The 24847-nt window shown below is 70.2% G+C and carries 23 protein-coding genes; 11 read left to right on the top strand and 12 right to left on the bottom strand.

Annotated features, from left to right (window positions below; all coding sequences use genetic code 11):
* Positions 1-92 precede the first annotated feature (92 nt).
* On the top strand, positions 93-677 hold the full coding sequence (locus tag ACQHII_RS29920) for an isochorismatase family protein (RefSeq protein WP_201055416.1): 585 nt from the start codon (positions 93-95) through the stop codon (positions 675-677).
* A 27-nt stretch (positions 678-704) separates the two neighbouring features.
* Here the strand turns inward: ACQHII_RS29920 and ACQHII_RS29915 are convergent, their stop codons facing one another.
* The 4 genes from ACQHII_RS29915 to ACQHII_RS29900 form a co-directional block, all read right to left on the bottom strand.
* Positions 705-1166, bottom strand: coding sequence for a hypothetical protein (locus tag ACQHII_RS29915; RefSeq protein ID WP_427922181.1), 462 nt, complete (start codon positions 1164-1166; stop codon positions 705-707).
* Between the two features lie 136 nt (positions 1167-1302).
* Entirely contained in the window at positions 1303-3507 is a 2205-nt protein-coding gene (locus ACQHII_RS29910; RefSeq protein ID WP_427922180.1) for an MMPL family transporter, read from the bottom strand.
* 218 nt (positions 3508-3725) lie between these two features.
* The gene (locus tag ACQHII_RS29905) at positions 3726-4073 is read right to left on the bottom strand and encodes a hypothetical protein (protein WP_427922179.1); all 348 of its coding nucleotides are present in this window, start codon (positions 4071-4073) and stop codon (positions 3726-3728) included.
* A gap of 135 nt (positions 4074-4208) precedes the next feature.
* Entirely contained in the window at positions 4209-6551 is a 2343-nt protein-coding gene (locus tag ACQHII_RS29900) for an immune inhibitor A domain-containing protein (RefSeq protein WP_427922178.1), read from the bottom strand.
* Between the two features lie 434 nt (positions 6552-6985).
* Between ACQHII_RS29900 and ACQHII_RS29895 the strand changes: the two genes are divergently transcribed.
* Positions 6986-7315: a hypothetical protein gene (locus ACQHII_RS29895; RefSeq protein ID WP_427922177.1), complete on the top strand. Its 330-nt coding sequence runs from the start codon at positions 6986-6988 to the stop codon at positions 7313-7315.
* A 124-nt stretch (positions 7316-7439) separates the two neighbouring features.
* Here ACQHII_RS29895 and ACQHII_RS29890 read toward each other — a convergent pair whose 3' ends face one another.
* Together ACQHII_RS29890 and ACQHII_RS29885 are read right to left on the bottom strand one after the other, a co-directional pair.
* Positions 7440-8081 (bottom strand): RDD family protein, encoded by a 642-nt coding sequence (locus tag ACQHII_RS29890; RefSeq protein ID WP_427922176.1) that lies wholly within the window; start codon positions 8079-8081, stop codon positions 7440-7442.
* 89 nt (positions 8082-8170) lie between these two features.
* Entirely contained in the window at positions 8171-9976 is a 1806-nt protein-coding gene (locus ACQHII_RS29885) for an RDD family protein (RefSeq protein ID WP_427922175.1), read from the bottom strand.
* A 265-nt stretch (positions 9977-10241) separates the two neighbouring features.
* Between ACQHII_RS29885 and ACQHII_RS29880 the strand changes: the two genes are divergently transcribed.
* Positions 10242-10715 (top strand): SsgA family sporulation/cell division regulator, encoded by a 474-nt coding sequence (locus ACQHII_RS29880; RefSeq protein ID WP_019065934.1) that lies wholly within the window; start codon positions 10242-10244, stop codon positions 10713-10715.
* A gap of 34 nt (positions 10716-10749) precedes the next feature.
* Here the strand turns inward: ACQHII_RS29880 and ACQHII_RS29875 are convergent, their stop codons facing one another.
* Positions 10750-12156, bottom strand: a complete 1407-nt coding sequence (locus tag ACQHII_RS29875; protein WP_427925435.1) for an FAD-binding oxidoreductase — start codon at positions 12154-12156, stop codon at positions 10750-10752.
* Positions 12157-12248: 92 nt separating this feature from the next.
* Here ACQHII_RS29875 and ACQHII_RS29870 point away from each other — a divergent pair, with 92 nt between their 5' ends.
* Entirely contained in the window at positions 12249-13745 is a 1497-nt protein-coding gene (locus tag ACQHII_RS29870) for a tetratricopeptide repeat protein (protein WP_427922174.1), read from the top strand.
* A 14-nt stretch (positions 13746-13759) separates the two neighbouring features.
* Here ACQHII_RS29870 and ACQHII_RS29865 read toward each other — a convergent pair whose 3' ends face one another.
* Complete coding sequence (locus ACQHII_RS29865) at positions 13760-14626, bottom strand: Teichoic acid biosynthesis protein C (Precursor) (RefSeq protein WP_427922173.1); 867 nt, start codon at positions 14624-14626, stop codon at positions 13760-13762.
* 32 nt (positions 14627-14658) lie between these two features.
* On the bottom strand, positions 14659-15804 hold the full coding sequence (hppD, locus tag ACQHII_RS29860) for a 4-hydroxyphenylpyruvate dioxygenase (protein ID WP_427922172.1): 1146 nt from the start codon (positions 15802-15804) through the stop codon (positions 14659-14661).
* A gap of 126 nt (positions 15805-15930) precedes the next feature.
* Between hppD and ACQHII_RS29855 the strand changes: the two genes are divergently transcribed.
* The 7 genes from ACQHII_RS29855 (at position 15931) to ACQHII_RS29825 (ending at position 20992) form a co-directional block, all read left to right on the top strand.
* Positions 15931-16422 (top strand): Lrp/AsnC family transcriptional regulator, encoded by a 492-nt coding sequence (locus ACQHII_RS29855; protein ID WP_427922171.1) that lies wholly within the window; start codon positions 15931-15933, stop codon positions 16420-16422.
* A gap of 12 nt (positions 16423-16434) precedes the next feature.
* Positions 16435-17082, top strand: coding sequence for an ABC transporter permease (locus ACQHII_RS29850; RefSeq protein ID WP_400982667.1), 648 nt, complete (start codon positions 16435-16437; stop codon positions 17080-17082).
* On the top strand, positions 17075-18319 hold the full coding sequence (locus ACQHII_RS29845) for a betaine/proline/choline family ABC transporter ATP-binding protein (RefSeq protein ID WP_427922170.1): 1245 nt from the start codon (positions 17075-17077) through the stop codon (positions 18317-18319). The genes ACQHII_RS29850 and ACQHII_RS29845 overlap by 8 nt, the downstream gene beginning before the upstream one ends.
* Positions 18316-19119, top strand: coding sequence for an ABC transporter permease (locus tag ACQHII_RS29840; protein WP_427922169.1), 804 nt, complete (start codon positions 18316-18318; stop codon positions 19117-19119). Before ACQHII_RS29845 ends, ACQHII_RS29840 begins: the two co-directional genes overlap by 4 nt.
* On the top strand, positions 19116-20072 hold the full coding sequence (locus tag ACQHII_RS29835) for a glycine betaine ABC transporter substrate-binding protein (RefSeq protein ID WP_427922168.1): 957 nt from the start codon (positions 19116-19118) through the stop codon (positions 20070-20072). Before ACQHII_RS29840 ends, ACQHII_RS29835 begins: the two co-directional genes overlap by 4 nt.
* Before the next feature lie 95 nt (positions 20073-20167).
* The gene (locus ACQHII_RS29830; protein ID WP_427922167.1) at positions 20168-20758 is read left to right on the top strand and encodes an ArsR/SmtB family transcription factor; all 591 of its coding nucleotides are present in this window, start codon (positions 20168-20170) and stop codon (positions 20756-20758) included.
* 39 nt (positions 20759-20797) lie between these two features.
* On the top strand, positions 20798-20992 hold the full coding sequence (locus ACQHII_RS29825; protein WP_427922166.1) for a hypothetical protein: 195 nt from the start codon (positions 20798-20800) through the stop codon (positions 20990-20992).
* Positions 20993-21006: 14 nt separating this feature from the next.
* On the opposite strand, the gene ACQHII_RS29820 is transcribed toward ACQHII_RS29825, so the two are convergent.
* From ACQHII_RS29820 to ACQHII_RS29810, 3 genes are all read right to left on the bottom strand, one after another.
* The gene (locus ACQHII_RS29820) at positions 21007-21801 is read right to left on the bottom strand and encodes a S16 family serine protease (RefSeq protein WP_427922165.1); all 795 of its coding nucleotides are present in this window, start codon (positions 21799-21801) and stop codon (positions 21007-21009) included.
* Positions 21802-21865: 64 nt separating this feature from the next.
* On the bottom strand, positions 21866-22507 hold the full coding sequence (locus ACQHII_RS29815) for an IclR family transcriptional regulator (protein ID WP_427922164.1): 642 nt from the start codon (positions 22505-22507) through the stop codon (positions 21866-21868).
* A 401-nt stretch (positions 22508-22908) separates the two neighbouring features.
* A complete protein-coding gene (locus ACQHII_RS29810; RefSeq protein ID WP_427922163.1) occupies positions 22909-24708 on the bottom strand; it encodes a DEAD/DEAH box helicase in 1800 nt (599 codons plus the stop codon).
* Between the last annotated feature and the right edge of the window lie 139 nt (positions 24709-24847).

The following is a 24847-nucleotide window of genomic DNA, read 5'->3' as shown; positions in this document are numbered from 1 at the left end:
GTCAAGACCAGTACGAAAATCAGGAGTGCGCCCTCCCGCGGTGGCGCCGAAGTCTCTAGGCTCGAATCTCACTCTCCGCGAAGGACACCACCATGCGCCGCGCCTTGATCGTCGTTGACGTACAGAACGACTTCTGCGAGGGAGGCAGTCTCGCGGTGGCCGGCGGTGCCGACGTGGCCGCCGCCGTGACCGAGCTGATCGGGCAGGCGCCCGCCGGCTACCGGCATGTCGTGGCCACCCGCGATCACCACATCGCGCCCGGCGGGCACTTCGCCGACAACCCCGACTACGCCCACTCCTGGCCCGCGCACTGCGTCGCGGGCACGGAGGGCGTCGGGTTCCACCCGAACTTCGCGCCCGCGGTCGCCTCCGGCGCGATCGACGCCGTCTTCGACAAGGGGGCGTACGCGGCGGCGTACAGCGGGTTCGAGGGGCGGGACGAGAACGGGGTCGCGCTGGGCGACTGGCTGCGGGCGCGGGAGATCGACGAGGTGGACGTCGTCGGGATCGCTACCGACCACTGCGTGAAGGCGACCGCGCTGGACTCTGTGCGGGAGGGGTTTCGTACGCAGGTGTTGTTGGACCTCACGGCCGGGGTGGCGAAGGAGACGACCGACCGCGCACTGGAGGAACTGCGCGCGGCCGGTGTGGAGTTGACGGGGAAGCCGGTCGTCTAGCCCCCTAAGGCCCGTCGGTCCGGGCGCTCACCACCAGCCGGTGCACTTGTACGGCGCCACCCCGGGGATGTCCCCACAGGCCCGGAACTCGTAGCTGGCGGAGGAACTCGTCGCCTTCGACGCGCTGGTCAGCGAGCCGCCGCCGGAGGGGCCGAAGGGACCGCACTGCAACCAGGAGCTGCCCCCGTTCTGCGTCCAGTCCATCCACACACGGGCGCCGGCGATGTTCGAGCCCGACAGGCGCGCGTAGCCCCGCTGGACCCCGCTGAAGTAGTCGGACATCAGCGTGACGGTGGCGCCGCTGCGCAGGGTGACGCTGCCGTGGGACGTCCCTCCGGAGTAGGAGTCGGGGATGTCCACGAAGCCGTTCGCGCCTCCGCTGCACTGCGCGGCCGTGGCCATCGCCGGGGCCGCCCCCGTGGTGAGGCACGCCGCGGTCGTGGCGCCGAGTAACGCCAGGGTGGCCAGAATGGGTCGGATCTTGCGCACGTCGTTCTCCTGTCGTCGTCGCCGCCCGGTGGTCGGCCGGGCGGACGGATACGGACAGGTGCAGCATCGCGAGGTGACCGCCCGGCGGACGAGGCTTTTCAGCGGAGCCCGAAAGCCGCAGGTCCGCCGCCCGCACTCACACCGGGGTCTTCTCCGGGTCGTCGCTCGGTGCTGTCGCCGGGTGCTGCCTGCTGAGGCTCTCGCCCTCGATGTCGACGTTGGGGAGCAGCCGGTCAAGCCAACCCGGCAGCCAGGAGATGCGCTCGCCCAGGATCGCCAGGACCGCCGGTACGAAGGCCATGCGGACCACGAACGCGTCGAAGAGGACCGCGATCGCGAGGCCGAAGCCGATCATCTTGATCATGGAGTCGCCGGCGGTGATGAAGCCCGCGAAGACGGAGATCATGATGAGGGCGGCGGCGGTGACGACGCGGGCGCTGTAGCGGAACCCGGTCGCGATCGAGGCGTGGGCCGCGCTGCCGTGGACGTAGGCCTCGCGGATGCGGGAGACGAGGAAGACCTCGTAGTCCATGGCCAGGCCGAAGACGATGCCGACCAGGAAGATCGGCATCAGACTCATGATCGGGCCGGTGGTCTCCACTCCCAACAGGCTTGCGCCCCAGCCCCATTGGAAGACCGCGACCACACAGCCGAGCGCGGCGAGTACCGAGAGCAGGAAGCCGACGGCCGCCTTGATCGGGATGACGATCGAGCGGAAGACCAGGAGCAGGAGCAGTACCGCCAGGCCTACGACCACTATCAGGTACGGGATCAGGGCGCCGCTGACCTTCTGGGCCACGTCGATGTTGAGGGCGGTGGTGCCGGTGACCTCGAAGGTCGCGCCGGGGGTCGCCGCCGTGATCGCGGGGCGGTCGTCGCGGATGGTGTGGACGAGGTCGACGGTCTTCTGACTGGTCGGCGCCTCGGCCGGTACGGCGGTGAACAGGGCTGTGTTTCCGGCCGAGTTGAAGCGCACCGGGGACACCGAGACCACGCCCGGTACGGCGGCGATCCGCTTCTCGACCGTGGCCGCGGCGGCCTTCGGGTGGGCGGAGTCCGTGAGGTCCACGACCACCGTCAGCGGGCCGTTGAAGCCGGGGCCGAACGCCTTGGCGAGGTCGTCGTAGGCACGGCGTTCCGTGGTCGCGGTGGACTTGGCCTCGTCACCGGACTGGCCGAGTTGGAGGCCGATCACGGGGAGCGCGAGGACCACGAGCCCCGCGACGGTGCCGAGCAGTACCGGCCACGGGTGGCGCAGTACGAATCCGGCCCAGCGGCTGCCCATGTTGCCGGCCACGCCCTGGATGCGGCGGCCGGTGGTCTTGTAGCGGCGGGAGAGGACCGCGCGGGGCCAGAAGCCGAGCAGGGCGGGTACGAGGGTCAGCGCGATGAGGACGGCGATGACCACCGCGCCCGCCGCGCACAGGCCCATCTTGGTCAGGAGCGGGATGCCCACGACCGAGAGGCCGGCCAGTGCGATGACGACCGTGAGGCCCGCGAAGACCACCGCCGAGCCCGCCGTGCCGACGGCGAGGCCGGCCGCCTCCTCGGTGGTGTGGCCGTTGGCGCGTTCCTCGCGGTAGCGGAAGACGACGAACACCGCGTAGTCGATCCCGCAGGCCAGGCCGAGCATCGTGGCGAGCGTGCCGGTGGTGTCGGAGAGGCCGAGGGTGGCGGCCAGGGTGGTGATCGCGGTCATGGAGATGCCGACGCCGAGGATCGCGGTGAGCAGCGGGAGTCCGGCGGCGGCGAGGGAGCCGAAGGTGATCAGCAGCACTACGGCGGCGATGGCGACACCGAGGATCTCGCCGACGCCGCCCGCGGCGGGCTGGGCGGCGAGTGCGGTGCCGCCGATCTCGACGGTGAGGCCGGAGTCACGGGCCTGCTGGGCGGCCGTCCTGAGGTTGTTCTTGGCAGTGTCGGAGAGGTCGTTCGCCTGGACCGTGTACGTGATCGTCGAGTACGCGGTCGTCGCGTCCTTGCTGACCGCGTCCGCCTGGAAGGGATTGACCGCGCTCGCGACCTGCGGGCCGCCGGAGACCTCGTCGACGAGCCGGACCACGGCCGCCCGGTCCTTGCCGGTGGTGATCTTCTGTCCGTCCGGGGCGACGAAGACGACCCGGGCCACGGCGCCGTCCGCCTGCGCTCCGGGGAAGCGCTGCTGGATCAGGTCGAAGGCCCGCTGGGACTCGACGCCGGGGGTGGAGAAGGTGGTGGCGGGCGCGTCGGCCGCCTTGGCGGAGGCGAAGCCGAGGGCCGCGAGGATCACCACCCAGAGGACGGTCACGTACCAGCGCCGGCGAAAGGCCATGCGCCCCAGGCGGTAGAGGACGGTTGCCACGAGGGCCTCCGGCGGTCTTTGGGGCCCCGAGCCACCTCAAGGATGGGGTGCATCGGGGCGGACCGCCTGTTGGGGGTGCGTCGTCGGTCGCCTGCGGGCCGGTGGGGGCTGGTCGCGCAGTTCCCCGCGCCCCTAAGAGTCGGACCAGCACAGTCGCTTTTAGGGGCGCGGGGAACTGCGCGCTCCGCCCTCACGGCCCGCAGTCAACGCACAACCCCTCAGGCCGCCGCCGGAGGCCTTCGCAGCAGCGCTCTGATCGGGTGCCACAGCTCGTGCGGCAGTTCCGCGCCCGGGGTCACGACAGCGTTGTCAGGGGCCGTACGCCATATCAGGCCGTCGGGGTGGTGCAGGACCGCGGTGATCTCGTCCGGGGTCGGTGGTTCCGCGTTGCCGCGCAGGTAGACGGCCCGCATGCCGAGGTTGCGGAGCCTGGTCAGGGCCCGGGCGCGGTTGCGGGCGTGGACGAGCACGCGGACGCAGCCGTCGCCCTGGGCGGTGGGTCTTGGCAGGTTCAACGCCACCACCACGCTGCCTGTGGGCAGCTTGCAGAAACCTCCTGCGGACAATGCGGTCACACCCCCGTGCGAGTCGGTGTCGATGTCGGTGTCAATAAGACGGGCACAGGACGCACCTAAACACGTATCGGCGGCGACCCGCCAGGGGGTCACCGCCGATACGTTTCTGAACTGCGGTTTTACCGATTACTTCGCCGAGGGGCCGACCTGGAGGCCGATCGTCGAGCCGTCCAGCGGCTCCTTGACGATCTTGATCCGGGTGTTGGTGTCAGTGATCTTGACACCGGCTGTCGGGTTCGACGTGTCGTAGTAGGTCGACCTGCCGTCGTCGAAGACGGAGACGCCGGGCTGCGACTTGATCTTGGTGGCGACATCGGCCTTGTGCAGCGTGACCGAGTCCGTCCGGTACAGGCTGAACGGCGAGTCGTAGGCCTGGATGCGGTTGCGCATCAGCGTGCCGTCGGTCCACTTCAGCTGCGTCGGGTGCGAGTCGATCGGGAGGATCAGGCCCTCACCGGCGTGCTGGCTGGTGTTGTCGTCCGCCTGCGAGGTGTCCCACTTCCAGATCAACAGGCCGTTCTGGTAGGCGTAGTGCTCCACCCAGTCCGGACGGGTCGTCGAGAAGCCGAAGTTGTACGGGCCGACCTTCAACACCTTGTCGTACGACACGTATTGACGGTTCTCGGCGATGTAGTACTGGGCGTAGTCGTCGGTGAAGGACGCGCCGATGCGCGAGAAGCCCTTGGCGGTCCACGCGGCGTCCGCGGACTCGGCGTTGTCGGAGAAGAGGGTCGCGCCGTCGGCGGTCACCGTGATCTCGTCGGCCGCGAAGCCCTTCTGGGCCACACCGCTGTCCGTCTGGTAGCGGAAGCGGACGTCGATCTTCTGGCCCGCGTAGGCGTCCAGCGGGTACGTCAGCTTCTGGTACGCGGCGGCCGTGCCGGTGAGGGCGGGGTTGCCGCTGCCGTCACGCGGGATGGCGGAGCCGTCGGCCAGGGTGCCGTCGATGGGGGTCCAGTTGGCGCCGCCGTCCTTCGACACCTCGGTGTAGAGGTAGTCGTAGTCCTGCTCGGCGTCGTACCAGCCGTCCAGGGTGAGCGCGGCCGACGACTTTCCGGTCAGGTCGACTGTGCGGGAAAGGGTGTTGCTGAGGTCGTTGCCGCTGCCGCTCCACCACTGCGTGGCACCCTGCGCCGGAGTGACCACCGTCGTGGTGACCGCCTTCTCCGGCAACTGCACCACGAGGGCCTGCGGGTTCTTGGTGTTGTACTCCGCGACGCCCAGCGTGTGCTTGGACTTGACGCCGGCCTTCGCGACGTCGTAGTCCAGCCAGCCCAGTTGGAGCTTGTCCCAGGCGTTCATGTCGCCGGGCAGGTCGCCGATGGCCTCCTTGCCCGTGCCGAGCCAGGACCCGGACGACATCAGCGTCCAGAAGCCGGTGGAGTTCTCGCCGCCCGCGGTGTCGTACTCGTCGGGCAGGCCGAGGTCGTGGCCGTACTCGTGGGCGTAGACGCCGAGTCCGCCGTTCTCCGGCTGGATCGTGTAGTCGCCGACCCAGACGCCGGTGTCGCCGACCTGGGTGCCGCCGAGCTTGTTGGTGTCCGGGCCGGTGGAGCCGGCGTCGGTGCCGAAGGCGTACCAGCGGTGCGCCCAGATCGCGTCCTCGCCCTGCGCGCCGCCGCCCGCGGACTCGTCCTCGCCGGCGTGCACGATCTGGAAGTGGTCGATGTAGCCGTCGGGCTCGTTGAAGTTGCCGTCGCCGTCGTAGTCGTAGCGGTCCCACTGGTCGAACTGGGCCAGCTCCGTCTTGATCTCGGCGGCGGTGTCGCCGGCGGCCTCGCGCTGGGCGACCCAGGCGTTGACGCCGTCCTGGACCGCGTACCAGGCACCGGTGGAGGCCTTGTTGGAGCCGTAACGGGCCTCGTTGTAGGGGACCTTGACCCAGTCGGTGACCTCGCCGTCGACCGAGTAGCGGCCCGAGGACTGCTTCTCGTAGTACTTCTTGAGCGACTCGGTGTTCTTGCCGGTGCCGAAGTACAGGTCCTGGAAGTGCGCCTGGTTGTAATCCGCCTGCCAGGCCGTGGAGTTGTCCTTGGTGCGGTCCGGCGCGGCTATCTGGTTGTGCAGCGGGCCGACGGTGCCGCCGTAGCGGCTGTCGACCTGGTCGCCGAACTCGACCAGGATGGTGAAGATCTTGTCGGTCTTCTCCCGGCTCAGCTCGACGTACTTGCTCTTGCCGCCCTTGCTCTTGAGCTGGACGACCTTCGAGCCGTTGCGGTCCTTGACGGACGCCTTGCCGGCTATGACCTCGTTGAGTGCCTCCTGGCGCTGGGCGTCCTGCGTCTTGCTCAGCGGGCCGTCGAGGTCGTGTTCCTTCTGCGCGACCGGCGCGGGGTCGTGCCGGTCGACGGCTGCGGACTCGGCCGAGGTGTTGGCCTCCGCCACGGCGAACGTCGAGAACGTGGCGGTGGCCGCCGCGAGGGCGACACCTATCGCGGCCGCTCTGAACGTCCAGGGTCTGCTGGTCACTTGATGTCCTCCCCTGCGTACCCGACCGCGCGGAAGGGGGGGTCCTGGAAGTCGAGGAAGGTCCGCGCGCGGTGTACGCGTGATAGTCAAGTGACGTTATTTGACTAGAGGTTTACGAGAAAAGACAGACCTTGACTTGAGCAGGACAAGTGCACTATGCGAAGCGGGGGTCCGTTTTACGGACACTTGAGGCCTGCTTGTCGATCGCTCAACAGGCGCGCGGGTCCGTCCACTTCGTGGACGGTATGACTCCGTGCGCCCCCCATGCTCCGGAGCCGTGTGTTAGGTCACGCTTACTGCGCGTTCCACTCGGGCATGCAGGCGAATAGAGTCGATTGGCGGATCGCCCGGAACCGGCGGAAAGCCAGGCCGACATCCTTGTCGCACCCCTCTTTCACAGCTCCCCTCCATCGCCTAACGAGGACTCGATTGCCATGCCTCGTCCGACCGCCGCACAGCTCGCCTACGGTTCGTTCACCGTGATCTTCTCGACGCTCGCCATGCTGCTGCTGTCACAGACAAGTTCGGGTCTGGGGATCGCGGTCGTCGCCTTCGCGGCGCTCGCCCTCGGGCTGCTCGTCTCCCTGACGGTGCCACAGCCCAAGTCCCGTGCCGCCACCGCGGCCCGCGCGACGGCCGAGACCGCGCCCGCGCCCGCCCCGGCCCTCGTTCCGCAACGCCGGCGCGTGCCGGTGCGGCGGGAGACCGTCTCCGCCGCCGCCGTCTCGTCCGCGGAGCCGGTACGGGAGCGGAGCACTCCCTAGACCAAGCACAAGCCCAAGCGCAGGCCCAGGCTCGCGCTCAACCACGCGAATCGGCGGATCCGTTGACGACGGACCCGCCGATTCGCTGTGTACGCCCGGGAGTTGGCCCCGGCCCCCGATCACCTCAACGCGTGCTGACCACCACGGTCTTGGCGGCCTTGTCGTGCAGCCCCTGCTTGTACGGCTTGTCGAAGAAGCTCCAACCGCCGCTGATCGCCGTCCAGATGCAGGCGCAGCAGAAAGCGAACGGGATCCACAGCACCGCCGCGCGGATCAGGTTGGTCTGCACGGAGGGCGTCGACCCGTTGTCGAGGTTGGCCACCCGCAGACCCAGCCACTTCTTGCCCAGCGTCTGGCCCGACTTGGCGAGCATCACGGTGTCGTAGCCCATGTACAGCACGGCCGCGACGAGCGACTGCCCGAGCGACTTGGCGTACGACATGTGGTCGGAGTTGATGTCGTACTCGTGCACGCCAAAGGCCCAGGTGAGCAGCCAGACGACGATGCCGACGAGGATCATGTCGATGATCCGGGCGAGGGTGCGCCGGCCGCTGTCGGCGAGCGGGGGCATCCCGGCGAGCGGGTCGGTGGGGTAGGAGCCGCCGCCGTAGGGAGGCGGTTCGCTGCCGTAGGGGGGCGGCGGCTGACTGCCGTACGACGGCGGGTCGTAGGGTGAGCCCGATCCCTGGCCAGGAGGGGGCTGCTTCCTGAACGGGTCGTCTTCCGGCGGCTGCCCGCCGGAGCCCGGAGGCGGTTCGGTACTCATGGCCCGAGTCGACCGCGAACGCCACGGCTCCGCATCCGGCGAGCGGCCGTCCGGGGTACGGAATCAGGTACCCCGGATGCCGTATCGCACTATCCCGCTACGAACGTATGTGCTGCCTTGTCGTGCCAGCACTGGTGCCAGGGCCGGTCGAAGAGACACCAGGCGACACCGACGATCCCGACGCCGAGCAGGCCCGGGACGCTGTAGACGAGCCAGCGGCGCAGCGCCCCGCCGAAGCCGGGCGGCTCGTGGCTCTCGATGCCGCGCACCTCCAGACCGCAGAGCTTCTTGCCCAGGGTGCGGCCCCACTTGGCGGTCGGCAGCGCCTCGTAGAGGACGCCGAAGAGGAGGAGTACGGCGAGCACGATGCCGAGGTAGGCGGCCGTGGTGCCGTCCAGCAGCCAGACCGTCTCGGCGCGGCCGGAGAGCTTGGCCGCGTCGATCTTCTCGTTGATGTGGTCGGCCGCCTTGGTGCCGAGCGGTACGGCGGCCACGGCGGTCACCGCGCCGAGCACGAGCGTGTCGATCAGCCGCGCGACCAGGCGCTTGCCGAGCCCCGCGGGCCGGGCCGCCGACTGCCGTCGGGCCGCCGCCTGGAACACGTCCTCCACAGGCGGCTTCCAGGGCGCCACGGGCCCGTCCTCGTCCCCCGCCAGGCGGTGCACCTGCTGCGCCCAGGAGGGCTGCCCACCACCGGGTCCAGCGGCCATGGGCGTGCCTCCGGCGCCCGCCTGAGCCTGCACCGGCCCGGACGCCTGAGGCTGCACCGGCCCGGACTGCTGGGGGACGCCGGGGGCGGGCTGCTGCGGCCCGGAGAGGGCCGTGGAAGCTGCCGCGGGGGCGGCGGATGCCGCGCCCGTGCCGGCGCCTGCCTGGCCCGCCTGGGCCTGTGCGGCGGCACGCGCGGCAGCCGCCTTTCCGGCACCGAAGCCGGGGCCGGAGGGGTCGGTGGACGGGGCGTTCCCGCCGGGCCCCTGGCCACCGGCGGCGGGCAGACTCCCACCGGGCCGCCGACCATCTCCGGCGGGCGCGGCACCGGCGCCCCCGAGGCCGCCTGCGGCGGAGCCGGTCCCGGCGGCGCCCCGGGCACCGTAATCCCCGGCGGCCGAACCAGAGCCGCGCGGACCTTGCGCACCGAAACCACCGGCCCCCGCTGAACCCTGCGGGCCGTACCCCCCGGCGGCGCCCCGGGCGCCGTCGTCCCCGGCCGCGGCGGAGCCCGGTGCGCCGAAGGCCCCCGCGCCCGAACCAGCCGGGCCCGGTGCGCCGAAACCACCCTCGCCCGAGCCAGAGGCCGCCCGACTCTGCGGGCCGAAGCCGCCCGCTCCCGGGCCGGAGCCGCCCGGACCCTGCGAGCCATAACCCCCCGCAGCCGATCCGCCCCCCGCCGAACCCTGTGCGCCGAAACCACCCTCGCCCGCGCCGCCCGCGTTCCCCGTGCCCCCGCCCTGCGCCCCCGGCGCCCCGCCCTGTTGGGGGGTGCGCGGGCTCTGGCGGCGGAAAGTGGTCGTGCCCTCGTCGGGGAGGTCCGGGCCCGGGGTCTGGCGGTGGAAGACGAACGTGCCGGGGTTGGGCGGTTCCTCCGGTTGGGCGGGGACCCTGGGGTCCGGGGTGCCCCAGGAGACGTGGCGGTCGTGGGCGCCGCCGAAACCGCTCTGGTGGGCGCGGTCCGCGCCCCAGGCCGACGCCGGCTCGGGGTCCTCGTCGAAGAAGTGCGGGCCGGTCTCCTCGACGGACGGCGCGGCGGGCGCCAGCCCGTCCGACGGCGCCGGGCGGCTGGTGCCGGGCACCCAGGCCGCGCCGTTCCAGTACCGGACGTATCCAGGAATGGACGGGTCCGGGTAGTACCCCTCGCGGGGCCTGTCGTCACCGGGTGCCGGCGTTGGGGCGCTCATGTCCGTCGTCCCGTATCTGCTCGGAGGTCAAATGGGGGTGTCCACATCTATCAGACCTGTGCCATCGCCACTGCCCGTCCCGGCGGACCCACCCCTTTCCGGGCAAGCTCGTGCACGGAGTCCACACGCCCCGAAGCCCCGTGACGCCTTCGCGAAGGCTCGCGGAAAAAAAGTTTCCCGAAGTCGCGTAATGCTTGGGGCCGCACGCCCTCTCCACTCGTACGGGCCCACCGCGGGACCCCGCGAGCACGAGAGGACACACGTCATGCACACAGTCGTAGAGCGGGAGTTGGAGCTGAAGCTGATCCTGTCGCCGGAACGGAGCATTCCCGTTCCGGCCCGGCTCAGCTACCGCACCGACGACCCGTACGCCGTCCACATCTCCTTCCACATCAACTCCGAGCACCCCGTGCACTGGACGTTCGCCCGCGAACTGCTCGTCGAGGGGGTGTTCCGGCCGTGCGGGCACGGGGACGTGCGGGTGTGGCCGACGAAGGTGGAGGGGCGCAGTGTCGTCCTGATGGCGCTGAGTTCACCCGACGGGGACGCCCTGCTGGAGGCCCCGGCGGCCCAGGTGTCGGCGTGGCTGGAGCGGACCCTGCGGGTGGTGCCCCCGGGCTCTGAGGCGGAGCAGCTCGGTATCGACGACGGCCTCGCCGAGCTGCTCGCACCGACCCCGGCCGACGACCTGTGGCTGCGCGACCCGTGGCCCTCGGACGAGTCGCGGGACGGGGAGTGAGCCGTAGGAGCGAGCAGGCCGACTTTCCCGGGTTTCAGAAGAGCTTGCCGGGGTTGAGGATGCCCAGCGGGTCGAAGGTCGCCTTGACCGCCCGCTGCATCTCCACGCCCACCGGCCCGATCTCGCGGGCCAGCCACTCCTTCTTCAGGACGCCGACGCCGTGTTCGCCGGTGATGGTGCCGCCGAGCTCCAGGCCGAGGGCCATGATCTCGTCGAAGGACTCACGGGCGCGCCGGGACTCGTCAAGGTCCTGCGCGTCGAAGCACACGGTGGGATGCGTGTTGCCGTCGCCCGCGTGCGCGCAGACGCCGATCGTCAACTGGTACTTCTCCGCGATCCGTTCGACCCCTTCGAGCATCTCGCCGAGCCGCGACCGGGGCACGCACACGTCGTCGATCATCGTCGTGCCCTTGACCGCCTCCAGCGCCGTGAGCGACAACCGCCGTGCCTGGAGCAGCAGTTCGGACTCGGCCGCGTCCTCGGCGGGCACCACCTGGGTGGCTCCGGCGGCCTCGCAGAGGGCTGCTACGGCGGCCAGGTCGGCGGCGGGGTCGAGCGTGTCGAAGGCCGCGAGGAGCAGCGCCTCCGTGCTCTCCGGCAGTCCCATGTGCGCGAGGTCGTTGACGGCCTTGACGGTCGTACGGTCCATCAGTTCGAGGAGGGACGGCACGTGCCCGCCCGCCATGATCCGGCACACGGCGTCGCACGCGGCGGCCGCGGACCCGAACTCGGCTGCCAGGACGAGCTGTTGGGGCGGCTGCGGCTTGAGCGCCAGCACCGCCTTCACGACGATGCCGAGCGAGCCCTCCGAGCCGACGAACAGCCGGGTCAGGTCGTATCCGGCGACACCCTTGGCCGTACGCCGGCCGGTGGTCATGAGTCGCCCGTCGGCGAGGACCACGTCCAGGCCCAGGACGTACTCGGCCGTCACCCCGTACTTCACGCAGCACAGCCCGCCCGATGCGGTGCCGATGTTGCCGCCGATCGTGCACATCTCCCAACTGGAGGGATCCGGCGGGTAGTACAGGCCGTGTTCGTTGACCGCGCGGGAGAGCGTCGCGTTGATGACGCCCGGCTCGACGACCGCGATGCGGTCGACCGGGCTGATCTCCAGGACGCGGTCCATCTTGACGAGGGACAGCACGATGCATCCCTCGGACGCGTTCGCCGCGCCCGACAGGCCGGTGCGGGCGCCCTGCGGGACGACCGGGACGCGCAGTTCGGTGGCGACGCGCATCACGTGCTGGACGTGTTCGACCGTGCGCGGCAGCACGACGACGGCCGGGGTGCCGGACGGGCAGAAGCTCGCCATGTCGTTGGCGTACGAGACCGTGACGTCCGGGTCGGTGAGGACGGCCTCGGCGGGCAGACCGGCCAGCAGACGGTCGAGCAGGGGTCCGGTGTCGTGGTCGCGAGGCGCTTCGATACGGCTCATGATCACAGCGTCGCACTCGCGGCCATCGGTGTGAACCCCGTCCACGCGCGGCTTCGGCTGCCGGGATGCGGTAGTCGTACTGACGCAGAGTGAGCTCCATGGAGAACGAACAGCGGAGCCCGGGTACGTCCCTGGTGGCGGAGCCTCGCAAGCGCCGCTCCCCCGTGCTGCGGCGGGTGCTGATCGCCTCGGTCGCCGGGTGCGCCATGGTCGGCGGGCTGCTGTGGCTGCTGCCCGAGGAACCGCGCCGGGTGCCGCCACCGGCGCCGGGACCCAAGACACAGGCGCTCACCGCCGTCACCGCGGGAGTACCGGCCGCGCTGCCCGACCTGGCCGCGCTGATCGGCGACCGCGAGGCCCGGGTGCGGGCCCGTCCGACGGACGCGCGCTCCTGGGCGGTGCTGGGAGTGGCCTACGTGGAGCAGGGCCGGCGGACCGGCGACGCCCTGTACTACCCGAAGGCCGACGACGCGCTCCACACCTCGCTGAAGGTCCGCGCGAAGGGCAACGACGCGAGCGCCGTGGCGATGGACGGTCTGACGGCCCTGGCGAACGAACGGCGGGACTTCCGGGCGGCCCGGACCTGGGGCGAGGCCGCGGTGAAGCTGTCTCCGAAGCGCTGGACGACGTATCCGCTGCTGATCGACGCCTACACCGGCCTCGGCGACTACAAGGCGACCCGGCGGACCCTCGAAAAGCTCCAGGAGCTGCACTCCGGCCCCGCCGTGATGGCGCGCGCCGCCGAGGTCTACCGCGACCGGGGCTGGCGCGAGGACGCCGCCGCCCAGCTCGCCGACGCGGCGGCCCGGGCGACCGCGCCCGCCGAACAGGCGGCCTGGTGGCAGCGGGCCGGTGAGCTGGCCTGGGAGCGCGGGGACCGGGAGGTGGCGCTACGGCACTTCGAGGCGGCCGTACGGATCGACCCCGACCAGCGGGAGGCGCTCGCCGGTGAGGGCCGCGCCCTGGCGGCCCTGGGCCGCACCTCGGAGGCGCTGAACGCCTACCAGGTCGCCCTCGCCAAGCAGCCGACCCCCGAATACGCCCTGGAACTGGGCGAGTTGTACGAGTCGCTGGGCCTCACCCAGGCGGCCCGGGTGCAGTACGACACCCTGCGGACCCTGGTGACCCGGGACACGGCGGGCGGCGTCGACGACGAGCTGGTGCTCGGTGTGTTCGAGGCCGACCACGGGGACGCGCGGGACGCCGTACGGCGGCTGCGCGGCGAGTGGGCCCGGCAGCCGGGGATCCCGGTCGCGGACGCGCTGGGGTGGGCGCTGCACCGGGCCGGGCAGCACGCGGAGGCGCTGAAGTTCGCGTCGGTCGCGACGGACAAGGTGCACGGCGGCGGGGTGCGGGACGCCCTGTACGCGTTCCACCGGGGCATGATCGAGCGGGACTTGGACAAGGCCGCGTCCGCGCGCCGCCATCTCCAGGAGGCGCTCCAGATCAACCCGTACTTCTCCCCGCTGCGGGTGCCGCTGGCGCAGCAGGCGCTGGCGGAACTGGGCGAGCCGCCGGCCGAGCCCCTTCCCACGGACAAGGAACCGCAGGACAAGGAACCGCAGGACAAGGAGCCGCAGGAGAAGACGGGTTGAGGTCGGGGCCGCGCCTACGGCTTGTGGCAGAGCGAGAAGCGGCGCGCCCCGGCTTCTCCGGTCCCGAAGCCCAGACACAGGCGGGTGCCGGGCTTCGTGCGGACGGCCAGTCCCTCCGGTTCGCGGTAGGTGAGGGAGTAACCGGCCTCCGTGCGGGACTGCTGGAGCAGTTCGCCGGTGCGGATGTCGAGGCAGGAGATGTAGGTGTTGCCGTGTTTCGCGGGCGGGTTGGTGGTGGAGTCGTAGGCGGTGCCCGCGAGTTGGTAGAGGTGGTCGCCGTCGAGGGCGTAGCCCTGGAACGGGATCGCCGGGTCCGGGTGGGCGCCGGTCTGGGGTATGTCGGCGAGCGGTGTGGCGTAGTCGCGGGCGACGAAGGCGTCCAAGTCCCATATGCGGTAACGGGGTTTGTTGGCCATGCGGTAGCGGATGGCGATGCGGTTGGAGGCCATGCAGACCGTGGGCTGGTTGTTGGTGGAGTTCGCGATCGGCTTGCGGATCGCGACGTCGGCGGCGGTGCGGACCGTGCCGTTCGCGAAGTGGAAGCGGGTGACGGCTTGGCCGTAGGCGCCGCCGGAGCCGGCCTTCGCGGCGGCCTCGGTCCAGATCCAGACGTCGCCGTCGGGCGTGTTCTGCACGCCCATGCTGACGCCGTGCCCGAAGCCCTGGAGGTGCATGTGGCCGAGCAACGCGCCTTTGTAGTCCAGCTGGTTGAGGCAGAGGTTGCCCGCGTCGGCGCCGCCCTGTCTCAACTGGAGGACGTACAGGCGCTGGTGGACCTCGTCGAGGGCGAACGACTGGAGGACCGTGGGTTCGTGCAGGGTGCCCTTGTTCCAGAGCCAGCGCACGGCCGGTGCGGTCAGGTCGATGGGCGCGTCGGCCACGGTCCTCCCAAGTCCCTCGCGGGACCCGTGAGTTACAGGTTGCCCCGCTTTTCCTGCTCCCGCTCGATCGCCTCGAACAGGGCCTTGAAGTTGCCCTTCCCGAAGCCCATCGAGCCGTGCCGCTCGATGAGTTCGAAGAACACCGTAGGACGGTCCTGGACCGGCTTGGTGAAGATCTGGAGAAGGTACCCGTCCTCGTCGCGGTCGGCGAGGATCTTCAGCTCGCGCAGGGTCTCGACGGGGACCCGGGTGTCGCCGACCCACTCGCCGAGGGTGTCGTAGTACGAGTCGGGGGTGTCGAGGAACTTGACCCCGGCCGCGCGCATCGTCCGTACCGTCCGCACGATGTCGTTGGTGTTGAGCGCGATGTGCTGGACGCCCGCGCCGCCGTAGAACTCCAGGTACTCGTCGATCTGGGACTTCTTCTTGGCGACGGCCGGCTCGTTGATCGGGAACTTGACCTTCAGGGTGCCGTCGGCGACGACCTTCGACATCAGCGCGCTGTATTCGGTCGCGATGTCGTCGCCCACGAACTCCTTCATGTTCGTGAAGCCCATGACCTTGTTGTAGAAACCGACCCACTCGTTCATGTGGCCGAGCTCGACATTGCCGACGCAGTGGTCGATGGCCTGGAACGTGCGGTGGGCGGGCGCCTCGACGAGCGGGTCGGCGGGGGCGAAGCCGGGGAGGTACGGGCCGTCGTAGTCGACGCGCTCGACCAGGGTGTGGCGGGTCTCGCCGTAGGTCGCGATCGCGGCGAGGACGACCGTGCCGTGCTCGTCCTTCAGCTCGTGCGGTTCGGCGAGCGAGCGGGCGCCGTGCCCGACCGCGTAGGCGTGGGCGGCGCGGACGTCCGGCACCTCGATGGCGAGGTCGACGACGCCGTCGCCGTGCTCGGCCACATGGCGGGTGAGGAACTCGCCCCAGGGCGTGGCGGGCTTGATCACGGAGGTGAAGACGAAGCGGGCGGAGCCGTTGGTGAGGACGTACGAGGCGGTCTCGCGGCTGCCGTTCTCCGGTCCGGAGTAGGCGGCCAGCGTCATGCCGAAGGCCGTGGAGTAGTAGTGCGCCGCCTGCTTGGCGTTGCCCACGGCGAAGACGACCGCGTCCATTCCCTTGACCGGGAAGGGGTCGGCCTGCCGGGCGGTGTCGGGAGTCCGGTGAGTGGTCTGCGTCATGAGCGCAGGCTCCCCCTCCCCCGCAAGGTGCGCAATAGTTTGCGTTTTCGCTGGGCATCTTGTTCAGTGATACGACCGTTTCGGCGGGCTTTCTGTACAGGATGACCATCCTCGGAGGCGGACACCATGGGGATCGATCAGCTCGACGGCCGGATCATCGTGCTGCTGGCCGAGGAGCCGCGCATCGGCGTGCTGGAGATGTCCCGGCGGCTCGGGGTCGCCCGGGGGACGGCACAGGCGCGGCTGGACCGGCTTCAGTCGAATGGAGTCATCCGCGGCTTCGGCCCGCAGGTCGATCCGGCGGCGCTCGGCTATCCGGTCACGGCGTTCGCGACGCTGGAGATCCGGCAGGGACAAGGCCCGGACGTCCGGGCGCACTTGGCAACCGTCCCGGAGGTCCTCGAACTGCACACCACCACCGGCAGCGGGGACATGCTGTGCCGGCTGGTGGCCCGCTCGAACGCCGATCTCCAGCGGGTCATCGACCGGGTTGTCGGTTTTGATGGCATTGTCCGGGCCGCCACCGCGATCGTGATGGAGAACCCCGTTCCACTGCGGATCATCCCGCTCGTGGAGCAGGCGGCCGAGGACCCGGAAGGGACGACCTGGCCGACGTAGGGGTGTGTGCATGTGAGCTTCTGGGAGTACTTGGGCAACCGGCACCAGCAGCTGCTCACCGACGCCTACCAACACGCCAGCGCGGTCTTCCAGTGCATGGTCGTGGCCACGCTCATCGGCGTGGTGATCGGGGTCGTGACGTACCGGAGCGAGTGGGCGGGCAACCTCGCCACCACGGCCACCTCGACCATTCTGACCATTCCGTCGCTCGCCATGATCGGTCTGCTCATTCCGATCGTGGGGCTCGGCGTCCCGCCCACGGTGATCGCTTTGACGCTGTACGGCCTGCTGCCGATCGTCCGGAACGCGATCGTGGGGCTGCGCGGGGTCGACCCGTCCCTGGTGGACGCGGCGAAGGGCATCGGGATGTCCCGGCTGATGCGGCTCGCGCGGGTCGAACTGCCGCTGGCCTGGCCGCCGATCCTCACCGGTATCCGGGTCTCCACCCAGATGCTGATGGGCATCGCGGCCATCGCGGCGTACGCCTCCGGGCCCGGCCTCGGCAACGAGATCTTCCGCGGCATCGGCTCCCTGGGCAGCAAGAACGCCCTCAACCAGGTGCTCGCGGGCACGCTCGGGATCATCGTCCTGGCGCTGCTGTTCGACGCCGCGTACGTCCTTCTCGGACGGCTGACCATTCCCAGGGGGATCCGTGCCTGAGCAAGCCACGACGACCTCCGGCGCCTCCATCGAGCTGGAGAACCTGACCAAGCGGTACCCCGGCACCCCGCAGCCGGCGGTCGACAGCGTCAACATGGAGATCAAGGCGGGTGAGTTGGTCGTCTTCGTCGGGCCCTCCGGCTGCGGCAAGTCGACCACGCTCAAGATGATCAACCGGCTGATCGAACCGACCGGCGGCCGGATCCGCATCAACGGCGAGGACGTCACCGACATCGACCCGGTGAGGCTGCGCCGCAAGGTCGGCTACGCGATCCAGTCCAGCGGACTCTTCCCGCACATGACGGTCGCCCAGAACATCGCGCTCGTCCCGCGGATGATCGGCTGGTCGAAGTCCCGGATCAGGGACCGGGTGGAGGAGATGCTCGACCTGGTCGGTCTCGACGCCGGCGAGTTCCAGGGCCGCTATCCGCGCCAGCTCTCCGGCGGTCAGCAGCAACGCGTGGGCGTGGCAAGGGCGTTGGCGGCCGATCCGCCGGTGCTGTTGATGGACGAGCCGTTCGGCGCGGTCGACCCGATCACCCGCGACCACCTCCAGGACGAGCTGATCAGGCTCCAGCACGAACTCCACAAGACGATCGTCTTCGTCACCCACGACTTCGATGAGGCGATCAAACTCGGCGACCGGATCGCCGTACTGCGCGAACGCTCGCACATCGCACAGTTCGACACCCCGGAGGCGATCCTCACCAACCCGGCGGACGACTTCGTGTCGGGGTTCGTCGGCGCCGGGGCCGCCCTGAAGCGGCTGAACCTCACCCGTGTACGGGACGTGGAGATCACCGACTATCCGACGGTCACGGTGGACGACCCGCTCCAGACCATCTTCAACAAGCTCCGGGACAGCGGCACCAACGAGATCCTCCTGCTCGACAAGCGCGGCCGGCCCTACAAGTGGCTGCGGCGCGGCGACATGATGCGCGCCAAGGGCTCACTGGCCCGGGCGGGCACGCTGGTCAGCGACACGGTGACCCGGGACGCGACGCTCCGGGACGCGCTGGAGGCCGTGCTGACGGACAACGCGGGGCGGGTCGCGGTGACCGGCCGGCGCGGCGAGTACATCGGTGTCGTCGACATGGAGACGCTGATGAACTCCGTGCACGAACTCCTGGAGGCCGACCGGCTGGAGGCGATGGAGGCGCAGCACGACCTGGAGGAGGCCCGGGCCCTCCAGACGCACGCCGAGCAGGAGGGCGCCGGAGGGGAGGAGAAGGCGTGACCACGACTCCCGAGCTGGAAGAGGAGGAGACGGCGGCCCCGGCGTCTCCGCCTCCCCCCAAGCGCCGGATCACCTGGCAGAAGCTGACGATCCTGCCCGCGTTCCTGGTGGCGGTCCTGCTGGCGACCTGGCTGTGGTTCAACCAGGCGCACCTGGACGCGATTTCGGAGAACGCCCTGTCCAACGGCCAGGTGAGCAAGGCGCTTTGGCAGCACGTCCAACTCACCGTGATCTCCACGTTCTTCGTGCTGATCATCGCGATCCCGCTGGGCATCCTGCTGACCCGGCGGGCGTTCCGGAAGGCCGCCCCGGTGGCGATGACCTTCGCCAACATGGGCCAGGCCACCCCGGCGATCGGCCTGTTGGCCCTGCTGGTGATCTGGCTGGGCACCGGCGAGAAGGCGGCCCTGATCGGCATCATCATCTACGCCGTCCTGCCGGTGCTGTCCAACACCATCGCCGGCCTGAAGGCCAACGACCCGACTCTGCTGGAGGCGGCCCGAGGCATCGGCATGTCCCAACTCGGCGTCCTGGGACGGGTGGAGCTGCCCCTCGCCGTGCCACTGATCCTGGCCGGCGTCCGAACCGCCCTGGTCCTCAACGTCGGTACGGCGACTCTGGCGACCTTCGGCGGGGGCGGCGGCCTCGGCGTACTGATCACGACCGGCATCACCACCCAGCGGATGCCCGTCCTGGTCCTCGGCTCGATCCTCACGGTCAGCCTCGCGCTGCTGGTGGACTGGCTGGCCTCCCTGGCCGAACTGCTGCTGCGGCCACGGGGATTGGAGGCGGGCGCGTGAAACGCACCTGTCTGGTGACGGTCGGCGCGCTGATCGTCGTCTCCGGCTGCGGACTGACCAGCGGCTCCCCGATGGTCGACGACGTCGGCCCCGGCACGGTCGGCAAGGGCGAGCCCCTCAAGGGCGCCCATCTCACCGTCACCTCGAAGGAGTTCACCGAGCAGCTCATCCTCGGCGCGATGATGGGCATCGCCTTCGAGGCGGCCGGCGCGGACGTCCTGGACCGGACCGGCATCCAGGGGTCGATCGGAGCGCGGGAGGCCGTCAAGTCCGGTGACGCGGACGGGATGTACGAGTACACCGGCACCGCGTGGATCACCTACCTCGGCAACAGCAAGCCGATCACCGACCCGATGAAGCAGTGGCAGGCGGTACGGGACGCGGACCTGAAGAACGGCCTGACCTGGCTGCCTCCCTCCGCCCTCAACAACACCTACGCACTCGCCATGAACCAGGCCAACTTCGAGAAGTACGGCACGAAGACGCTCTCGGACGTGGCCGCGCTGGCCAAGAAGGACCCGGGCGCGGTGACGGTGTGCGTGGAGAGCGAGTTCGCCAACCGCGCGGACGGGCTGCCCGGCATGGAGAAGGCGTACGGGATGAGTCTGCCCGCGAAGAACATCACGCAGATGGACACCGGGATCATCTACACCCAGGTGAAGAAGGGCAGTTGCACCTACGGCGAGGTCTTCACGACCGACGGGCGCATCAAGTCGATGAACCTCGCGGTGATGGCCGACGACAAGAAGTTCTTCCCCAACTACAACGCGGCACCCGAGATCAACACCAAGGCCCTGAAGAAGTGGCCGGCCATCGCGGAGGTCCTCGCCCCGGTCACGAAGAAGCTGAACAACACGGTGGCGCAGGCGCTGAACGCCAAGGTGGACGTCGACGGGGAGGACCCGCATCAGGTGGCGCTGGACTGGATGAAGGCGGAGGGGTTGGTGAAGTAGGGCGCAGCGAGGGGTAGTTGCCAAGGACTGCTTGCAAAGAAGTTGATGCAAAAGAGGCGTTGCAAAGGGTTCTTTGCAACGCTATCTTTGGACGCATGCCGGAGCCAGAGCCCCAAGAACGCCGGATCCACCATCTCGACGCCCGCTCACTGCGCGGGCTGGCCCATCCCCTGCGCATGCAACTGCTCGACTCACTGCGCTTCGACGGTCCCGCCACCGCGTCCCAACTCGCCGCAAGACTGGGCGAGTCGAGCGGAGCCACCAGCTACCACCTGCGCCAGCTCGCGGCCCACGGCTTCGTCGAGGACGCCCCGGAGCACGGCAAGGGGCGGGAGCGGTGGTGGCGGGCCGCCCACGACGGGACGATGTTCGACGACGCCCTGTTCAAGGACGCCACTCCCGCCGTCCGCGGCGCCCTCGACATGATCATGTACGAGGTGGCGACGAAGCACGCCCAGGAGCTGACCACCTGGCTCGGCAACCGGCACACCTGGTCCGAGGACTGGGTCCAGGGCAACGACATGAGCGACATGACGCTGCGGCTGACGCCCCAACTCGCCAACGAACTCATCGAGAAGATGCACGACCTCGTCGAGAGCTACCGCGACCTGCCCGAGATGGCGGACGCCCCGGACGCCGAGCGCGTCCGCATCCACACGCACACCTTCCCGATCGCCACGGACTGACGGACCGACGGTCCGACCGACCCCAGAGAGGCAACGTCCATGCATCCCGAGACCCACCTCGCGCTGCACCACACCCGCACCGCCGAACTCCAGGCCGAGGCCGCGGCCCACCGCCTCGCCGCCGAGGCCAGGGCGCCCCGGCAGGAACTCCGTACCCGCCTCGGCTGGACCCTCGTAGAGGTGGGCCTGCGGCTGGCCGCCGCGCCGAACGGGCCGAAGCCGGCCGTGGCCTAGGACTCGGACAAGCCCTAACAGCCCGGTACGGAGCCCTTGCCCGACTCCAGCGCCTCCAGGGCGCTCACCGCGCCCTTCAGCGAGGTGACCGCCACCAGCCTTAGCCCCTTGGGCAGTTCGGACTTGGCGTCCGAGCACTCGGCCTTCGGCACCAGGAACACCGTCGCCCCGTCGCGGCGCGCGGCCTGGGTCTTGAGGGCCACTCCCCCGACCGGGCCGACCGTGCCGTCGGTGCCGATCGTCCCCGTACCGGCGATGGTGCGACCGCCCGTGAGGTCGCCGCCGTTGCCGTCGCCCTTGAGCTTGTCGATGATCCCCAGGGTGAACAGCAGCCCCGCGCTGGGGCCGCCCACATCCGCGAGCGTGAGCGTGACCTTCACCTTCTTGTCGCTGAGGTTCAGGTAGTCGAGCGCGGCCGTGGTCGCGTCGCTCTGCGACTCCTGCATCTGCTCGGTGTTGTGCTGCTCGATCTCCTTGACGCTGTTGCCGCTCGGGTAGACCGAGTCACGGGGCATGACCGCCCGGTCGGTGCGGAACCAGCTGTCGATCACATCGCTCAGCGACACATGCTGATCGGGTCCGGTCGCCTCGATCGTGGTCATGCGCAACTGGCCGCTCGTCGTGCGCACGGGCGCCCCGGTGATCGTGATGACCGGGGTGCCCTTGTTCTCGCCGAGCACGTTCGCGGTGAGACCGGGCTGCGTCAGCGAGAACGGCAGCGGCGCGAAGGCCGCCGTGGCGAGCAGCGCCACGACGGGCAGGGCACAGACGGCTACGGCCCAGGGGCGCGTGAGGCGAGAGAGGAGCACGGGATCAATCTAACGCGACGGTCACTTTCGGCCGTGCGCCGGTCACCCGATCGTCATGAACGCCTCAGCGCAGGGCCTCGGCCACCTCGCGGGCCGCGTCCACGACCCTCGGCCCCACCCGCTCGGGCACCGCGTCGGCCAGCATCACCACGCCGACGCTGCCCTCGACCCCCGTGACCCCGAGCAGCGGAGCCGCGGCGCCGCTCGCGCCTGCCTCCAACTCCCCGTGCGTCAGGGTGTATCCGGGCTCGTCCGCGCCCTTGTGCCGGGCGGCGAGAATCGCCCGGCCCGCGGCGCCCCGGTCCAGGGGGTGGCGGAAACCGGCCCGGTAGGCCACGTGGTAGTCGGTCCAGGTCGGCTCGACCACCGCGACGGCGAGGGCGTCCGCCCCGTCGACCAGGGTGAGATGGGCGGTCGCCCCGATGTCCTCGGCCAGCGACCGCAGCGCGGGCAGCGCCGCCTCCCGTACGAGGGGGTGCACCTGGCGGCCGAGCCGCAGCACCCCGAGCCCGACCCGGGCCCGGCCGCCGAGATCACGTCGTACGAGAGCGTGCTGTTCCAGGGTGGCCAGCAACCGGTACACGACGGTCCGGTTGACGCCCAGTTTGTTGGACAGTTCGGTGACGGTCAGCCCGTGGTCCGTATCGGCCAGCAGTTTGAGGACGCGCAGTCCCCGGTCGAGCGTCTGGGAGGTCTCCGCGGTCACGACGCCCACTCCTTAAGTGGTGAGGTCGGCGGCCTCCTCGCGGCGGATGCGTCACCGAGTCCCGTCAGTGACGCGCTACAGAGGCCGCCGATCGGCGAGGCGGCCCGGCGTGTCCGGGCCCAGTCGCTTCACGGCTGCGCTCCGCGGCGGCGCTGCCACGGGGCGTGTGCGTAGCGGGACAGTAGCGAAGCCGGTTCGCTGAGCGGAAGTCTCCGTCCAGAATCCGGGCACTGCCTGGTACGGACCGGTTCGGTTCAGACTGATATGCACGGGTTCGTGTAGCGCCCCAAAGGGGCGCGGGGCTGTGTCGATATGCGGCTCCGCCGCGTGGGCGCGACCAGCCACAGACGGCTGGCAGCCGACATCCGAGCGGCGGAACACGGCCAGGCACAGCGCCAGCGTCACCGCATGCGCGTGGCCCACTCCTGGACCTTCGCGATGCGCTGCCGCAGCTGCCCCGCCGTGGCCTCGGCGCTCGGCGGGCCGCCGCACGCGCGGCGCAGCTCGGTGTGGATGACGCCGTGCGGTTTGCCGGTCTGGTGGACGTACGCGGAGACCATGGTGTTGAGCGACTTCCGCAGCTCCATCATCTCCTTGTGGGAGACGACCGGCCGCCGCTCGGCGGGCAGTTCCAGCAGGTCGGCCTCCTCGTCCGGCTTCTTGCGGCTGTGCGCGATCTGCCGGGCCTGCCGCTTCTGGAGCAGCAGCTGCACCTGGTCGGGTTCGAGGAGCCCGGGGATACCGAGGTAGTCCTGCTCCTCCTCGCTCCCCGGATGCGCCTGCATGCCGAACTCGGCGCCGTCGTAGAGCACCCGGTCGAAGACGGCCTCGGACTCCAGCGCCTCGAAGGCGAACTGCTCCTGCTCGCCGGTGTCCTCGTCCTGCTCCTTGTTCGCCTCGTCCATCTCCTGCTCGGACTCGGCGTACGGGTCCTCCTCGCCCTCCTTCTTGGGCTTGTCGAGGGCGTGGTCGCGCTCGACCTCCATCTCGTTGGCGAAGGTGAGGAGGTCGGGGACGGTCGGGAGGAACACGGAGGCGGTCTCACCGCGCCGCCGTGACCGCACGAAACGCCCGACGGCCTGGGCGAAGAAGAGGGGCGTGGAGATGGTGGTGGCGTAGACCCCGACGGCGAGCCGAGGCACGTCGACGCCCTCCGACACCATGCGCACGGCGACCATCCACCGGTCGTTGCTCGCGGCGAAGTCGTCGATGCGCTTGGAGGCACCGGTGTCGTCCGACAGCACGACGGTCGCCTTGCTGCCCGTGATCTCGCGGATCAGCTTGGCGTAGGCGCGCGCGGAGTCCTGGTCGGAGGCGATGACGAGGGCGCCCGCGTCCGGGATGCCCTTCCTGACCTCGGTCAGCCGCTGGTCGGCGGCGCGCAGCACGCTCGGCATCCACTCACCGCGCGGATCCAGCGCCGTACGCCAGGCCTGGCTGATCGCGTCCTTGGTCATGGGTTCGCCGAGCCGCGCGGCGATCTCGTCCCCGGCCTTGGTCCGCCAGCGCATGTTGCCGCTGTAGGAGAGGAAGATGACCGGCCGGACGACGTGGTCGGCGAGCGCGTTGCCGTAGCCGTAGGTGTAGTCGGCGGAGGACCGCCGGATCCCGTCGTTCCCTTCTTCGTACGTCACGAAGGGAATGGGGTTGGTGTCGGACCGGAAGGGCGTACCCGTGAGCGCGAGCCGCCGAGTGGCGGGCTCGAACGCCTCCAGGCACGCCTCGCCCCACGACTTCGAGTCACCGGCGTGGTGGATCTCGTCGAGGATGACGAGGGTCTTGCGCTGCTCCACACGGTTGCGGTGCAGCATGGGGCGCACGCCGACGCCCGCGTAGGTGACGGCGACCCCGTCGTAGTCCTTGCCGAGCGGCCCGGCGCTGTACTCCGGGTCGAGCTTGATCCCTATCCGCGCGGCCGCTTCCGCCCACTGCTTCTTCAGGTGCTCGGTCGGCGCGACCACGGTCACCTGCTGCACGACATGGTGGTGCAGCAGCCAGGAGGCGAGGGTGAGCGCGAAGGTCGTCTTGCCGGCGCCCGGCGTCGCGACCGCGAGAAAGTCCCGCGGCTGCTCCTGGACATACCTCTCCATCGCCCCCTGCTGCCAGGCACGCAGCTTGCTGGCGGTGCCCCAGGGGGCGCGGCCGGGGAAGGCCGGGGAGAGGTGGTGGGTGTTGGCGGAGGAGGCGGCGGTGGTAGTCACGGTCTCCGTTTGGTTGGTAGGGCGGCTCGGCGAGGGCGTCTGCGTCGGCTTGAGCTTCGGCTCGGGGCTCCGGGCTCGGTGCTCGATGTTCAGCTTCGGCCACGTATGACAACCGGGCCACCTTACCGGCGGGCCGGCG

It is taken from the genome of Streptomyces sp. cg40 (genome assembly GCF_050320165.1).
GTDB classification, from domain to species: domain Bacteria; phylum Actinomycetota; class Actinomycetes; order Streptomycetales; family Streptomycetaceae; genus Streptomyces; species Streptomyces hokutonensis.
Note: the sequence above shows the minus strand (reverse complement) of the source record. Positions and strands in the feature narration are given on the sequence as shown.

What these genes read in the sequence shown, in the direction of transcription:
- ACQHII_RS29870 (WP_427922174.1), top strand. Translation starts at nt 12,249, where the DNA reads ATGGAGAACGAACAGCGGAGCCCGGGTACGTCCCTGGTGGCGGAGCCT.
- ACQHII_RS29895 (WP_427922177.1), top strand. Translation starts at nt 6,986, where the DNA reads ATGCCTCGTCCGACCGCCGCACAGCTCGCCTACGGTTCGTTCACCGTG.
- hppD (WP_427922172.1), bottom strand. Translation starts at nt 15,804, where the DNA reads ATGACGCAGACCACTCACCGGACTCCCGACACCGCCCGGCAGGCCGAC.
- ACQHII_RS29880 (WP_019065934.1), top strand. Translation starts at nt 10,242, where the DNA reads ATGCACACAGTCGTAGAGCGGGAGTTGGAGCTGAAGCTGATCCTGTCG.
- ACQHII_RS29830 (WP_427922167.1), top strand. Translation starts at nt 20,168, where the DNA reads ATGCCGGAGCCAGAGCCCCAAGAACGCCGGATCCACCATCTCGACGCC.
- ACQHII_RS29825 (WP_427922166.1), top strand. Translation starts at nt 20,798, where the DNA reads ATGCATCCCGAGACCCACCTCGCGCTGCACCACACCCGCACCGCCGAA.
- ACQHII_RS29855 (WP_427922171.1), top strand. Translation starts at nt 15,931, where the DNA reads ATGGGGATCGATCAGCTCGACGGCCGGATCATCGTGCTGCTGGCCGAG.
- ACQHII_RS29885 (WP_427922175.1), bottom strand. Translation starts at nt 9,976, where the DNA reads ATGAGCGCCCCAACGCCGGCACCCGGTGACGACAGGCCCCGCGAGGGG.
- ACQHII_RS29890 (WP_427922176.1), bottom strand. Translation starts at nt 8,081, where the DNA reads ATGAGTACCGAACCGCCTCCGGGCTCCGGCGGGCAGCCGCCGGAAGAC.
- ACQHII_RS29920 (WP_201055416.1), top strand. Translation starts at nt 93, where the DNA reads ATGCGCCGCGCCTTGATCGTCGTTGACGTACAGAACGACTTCTGCGAG.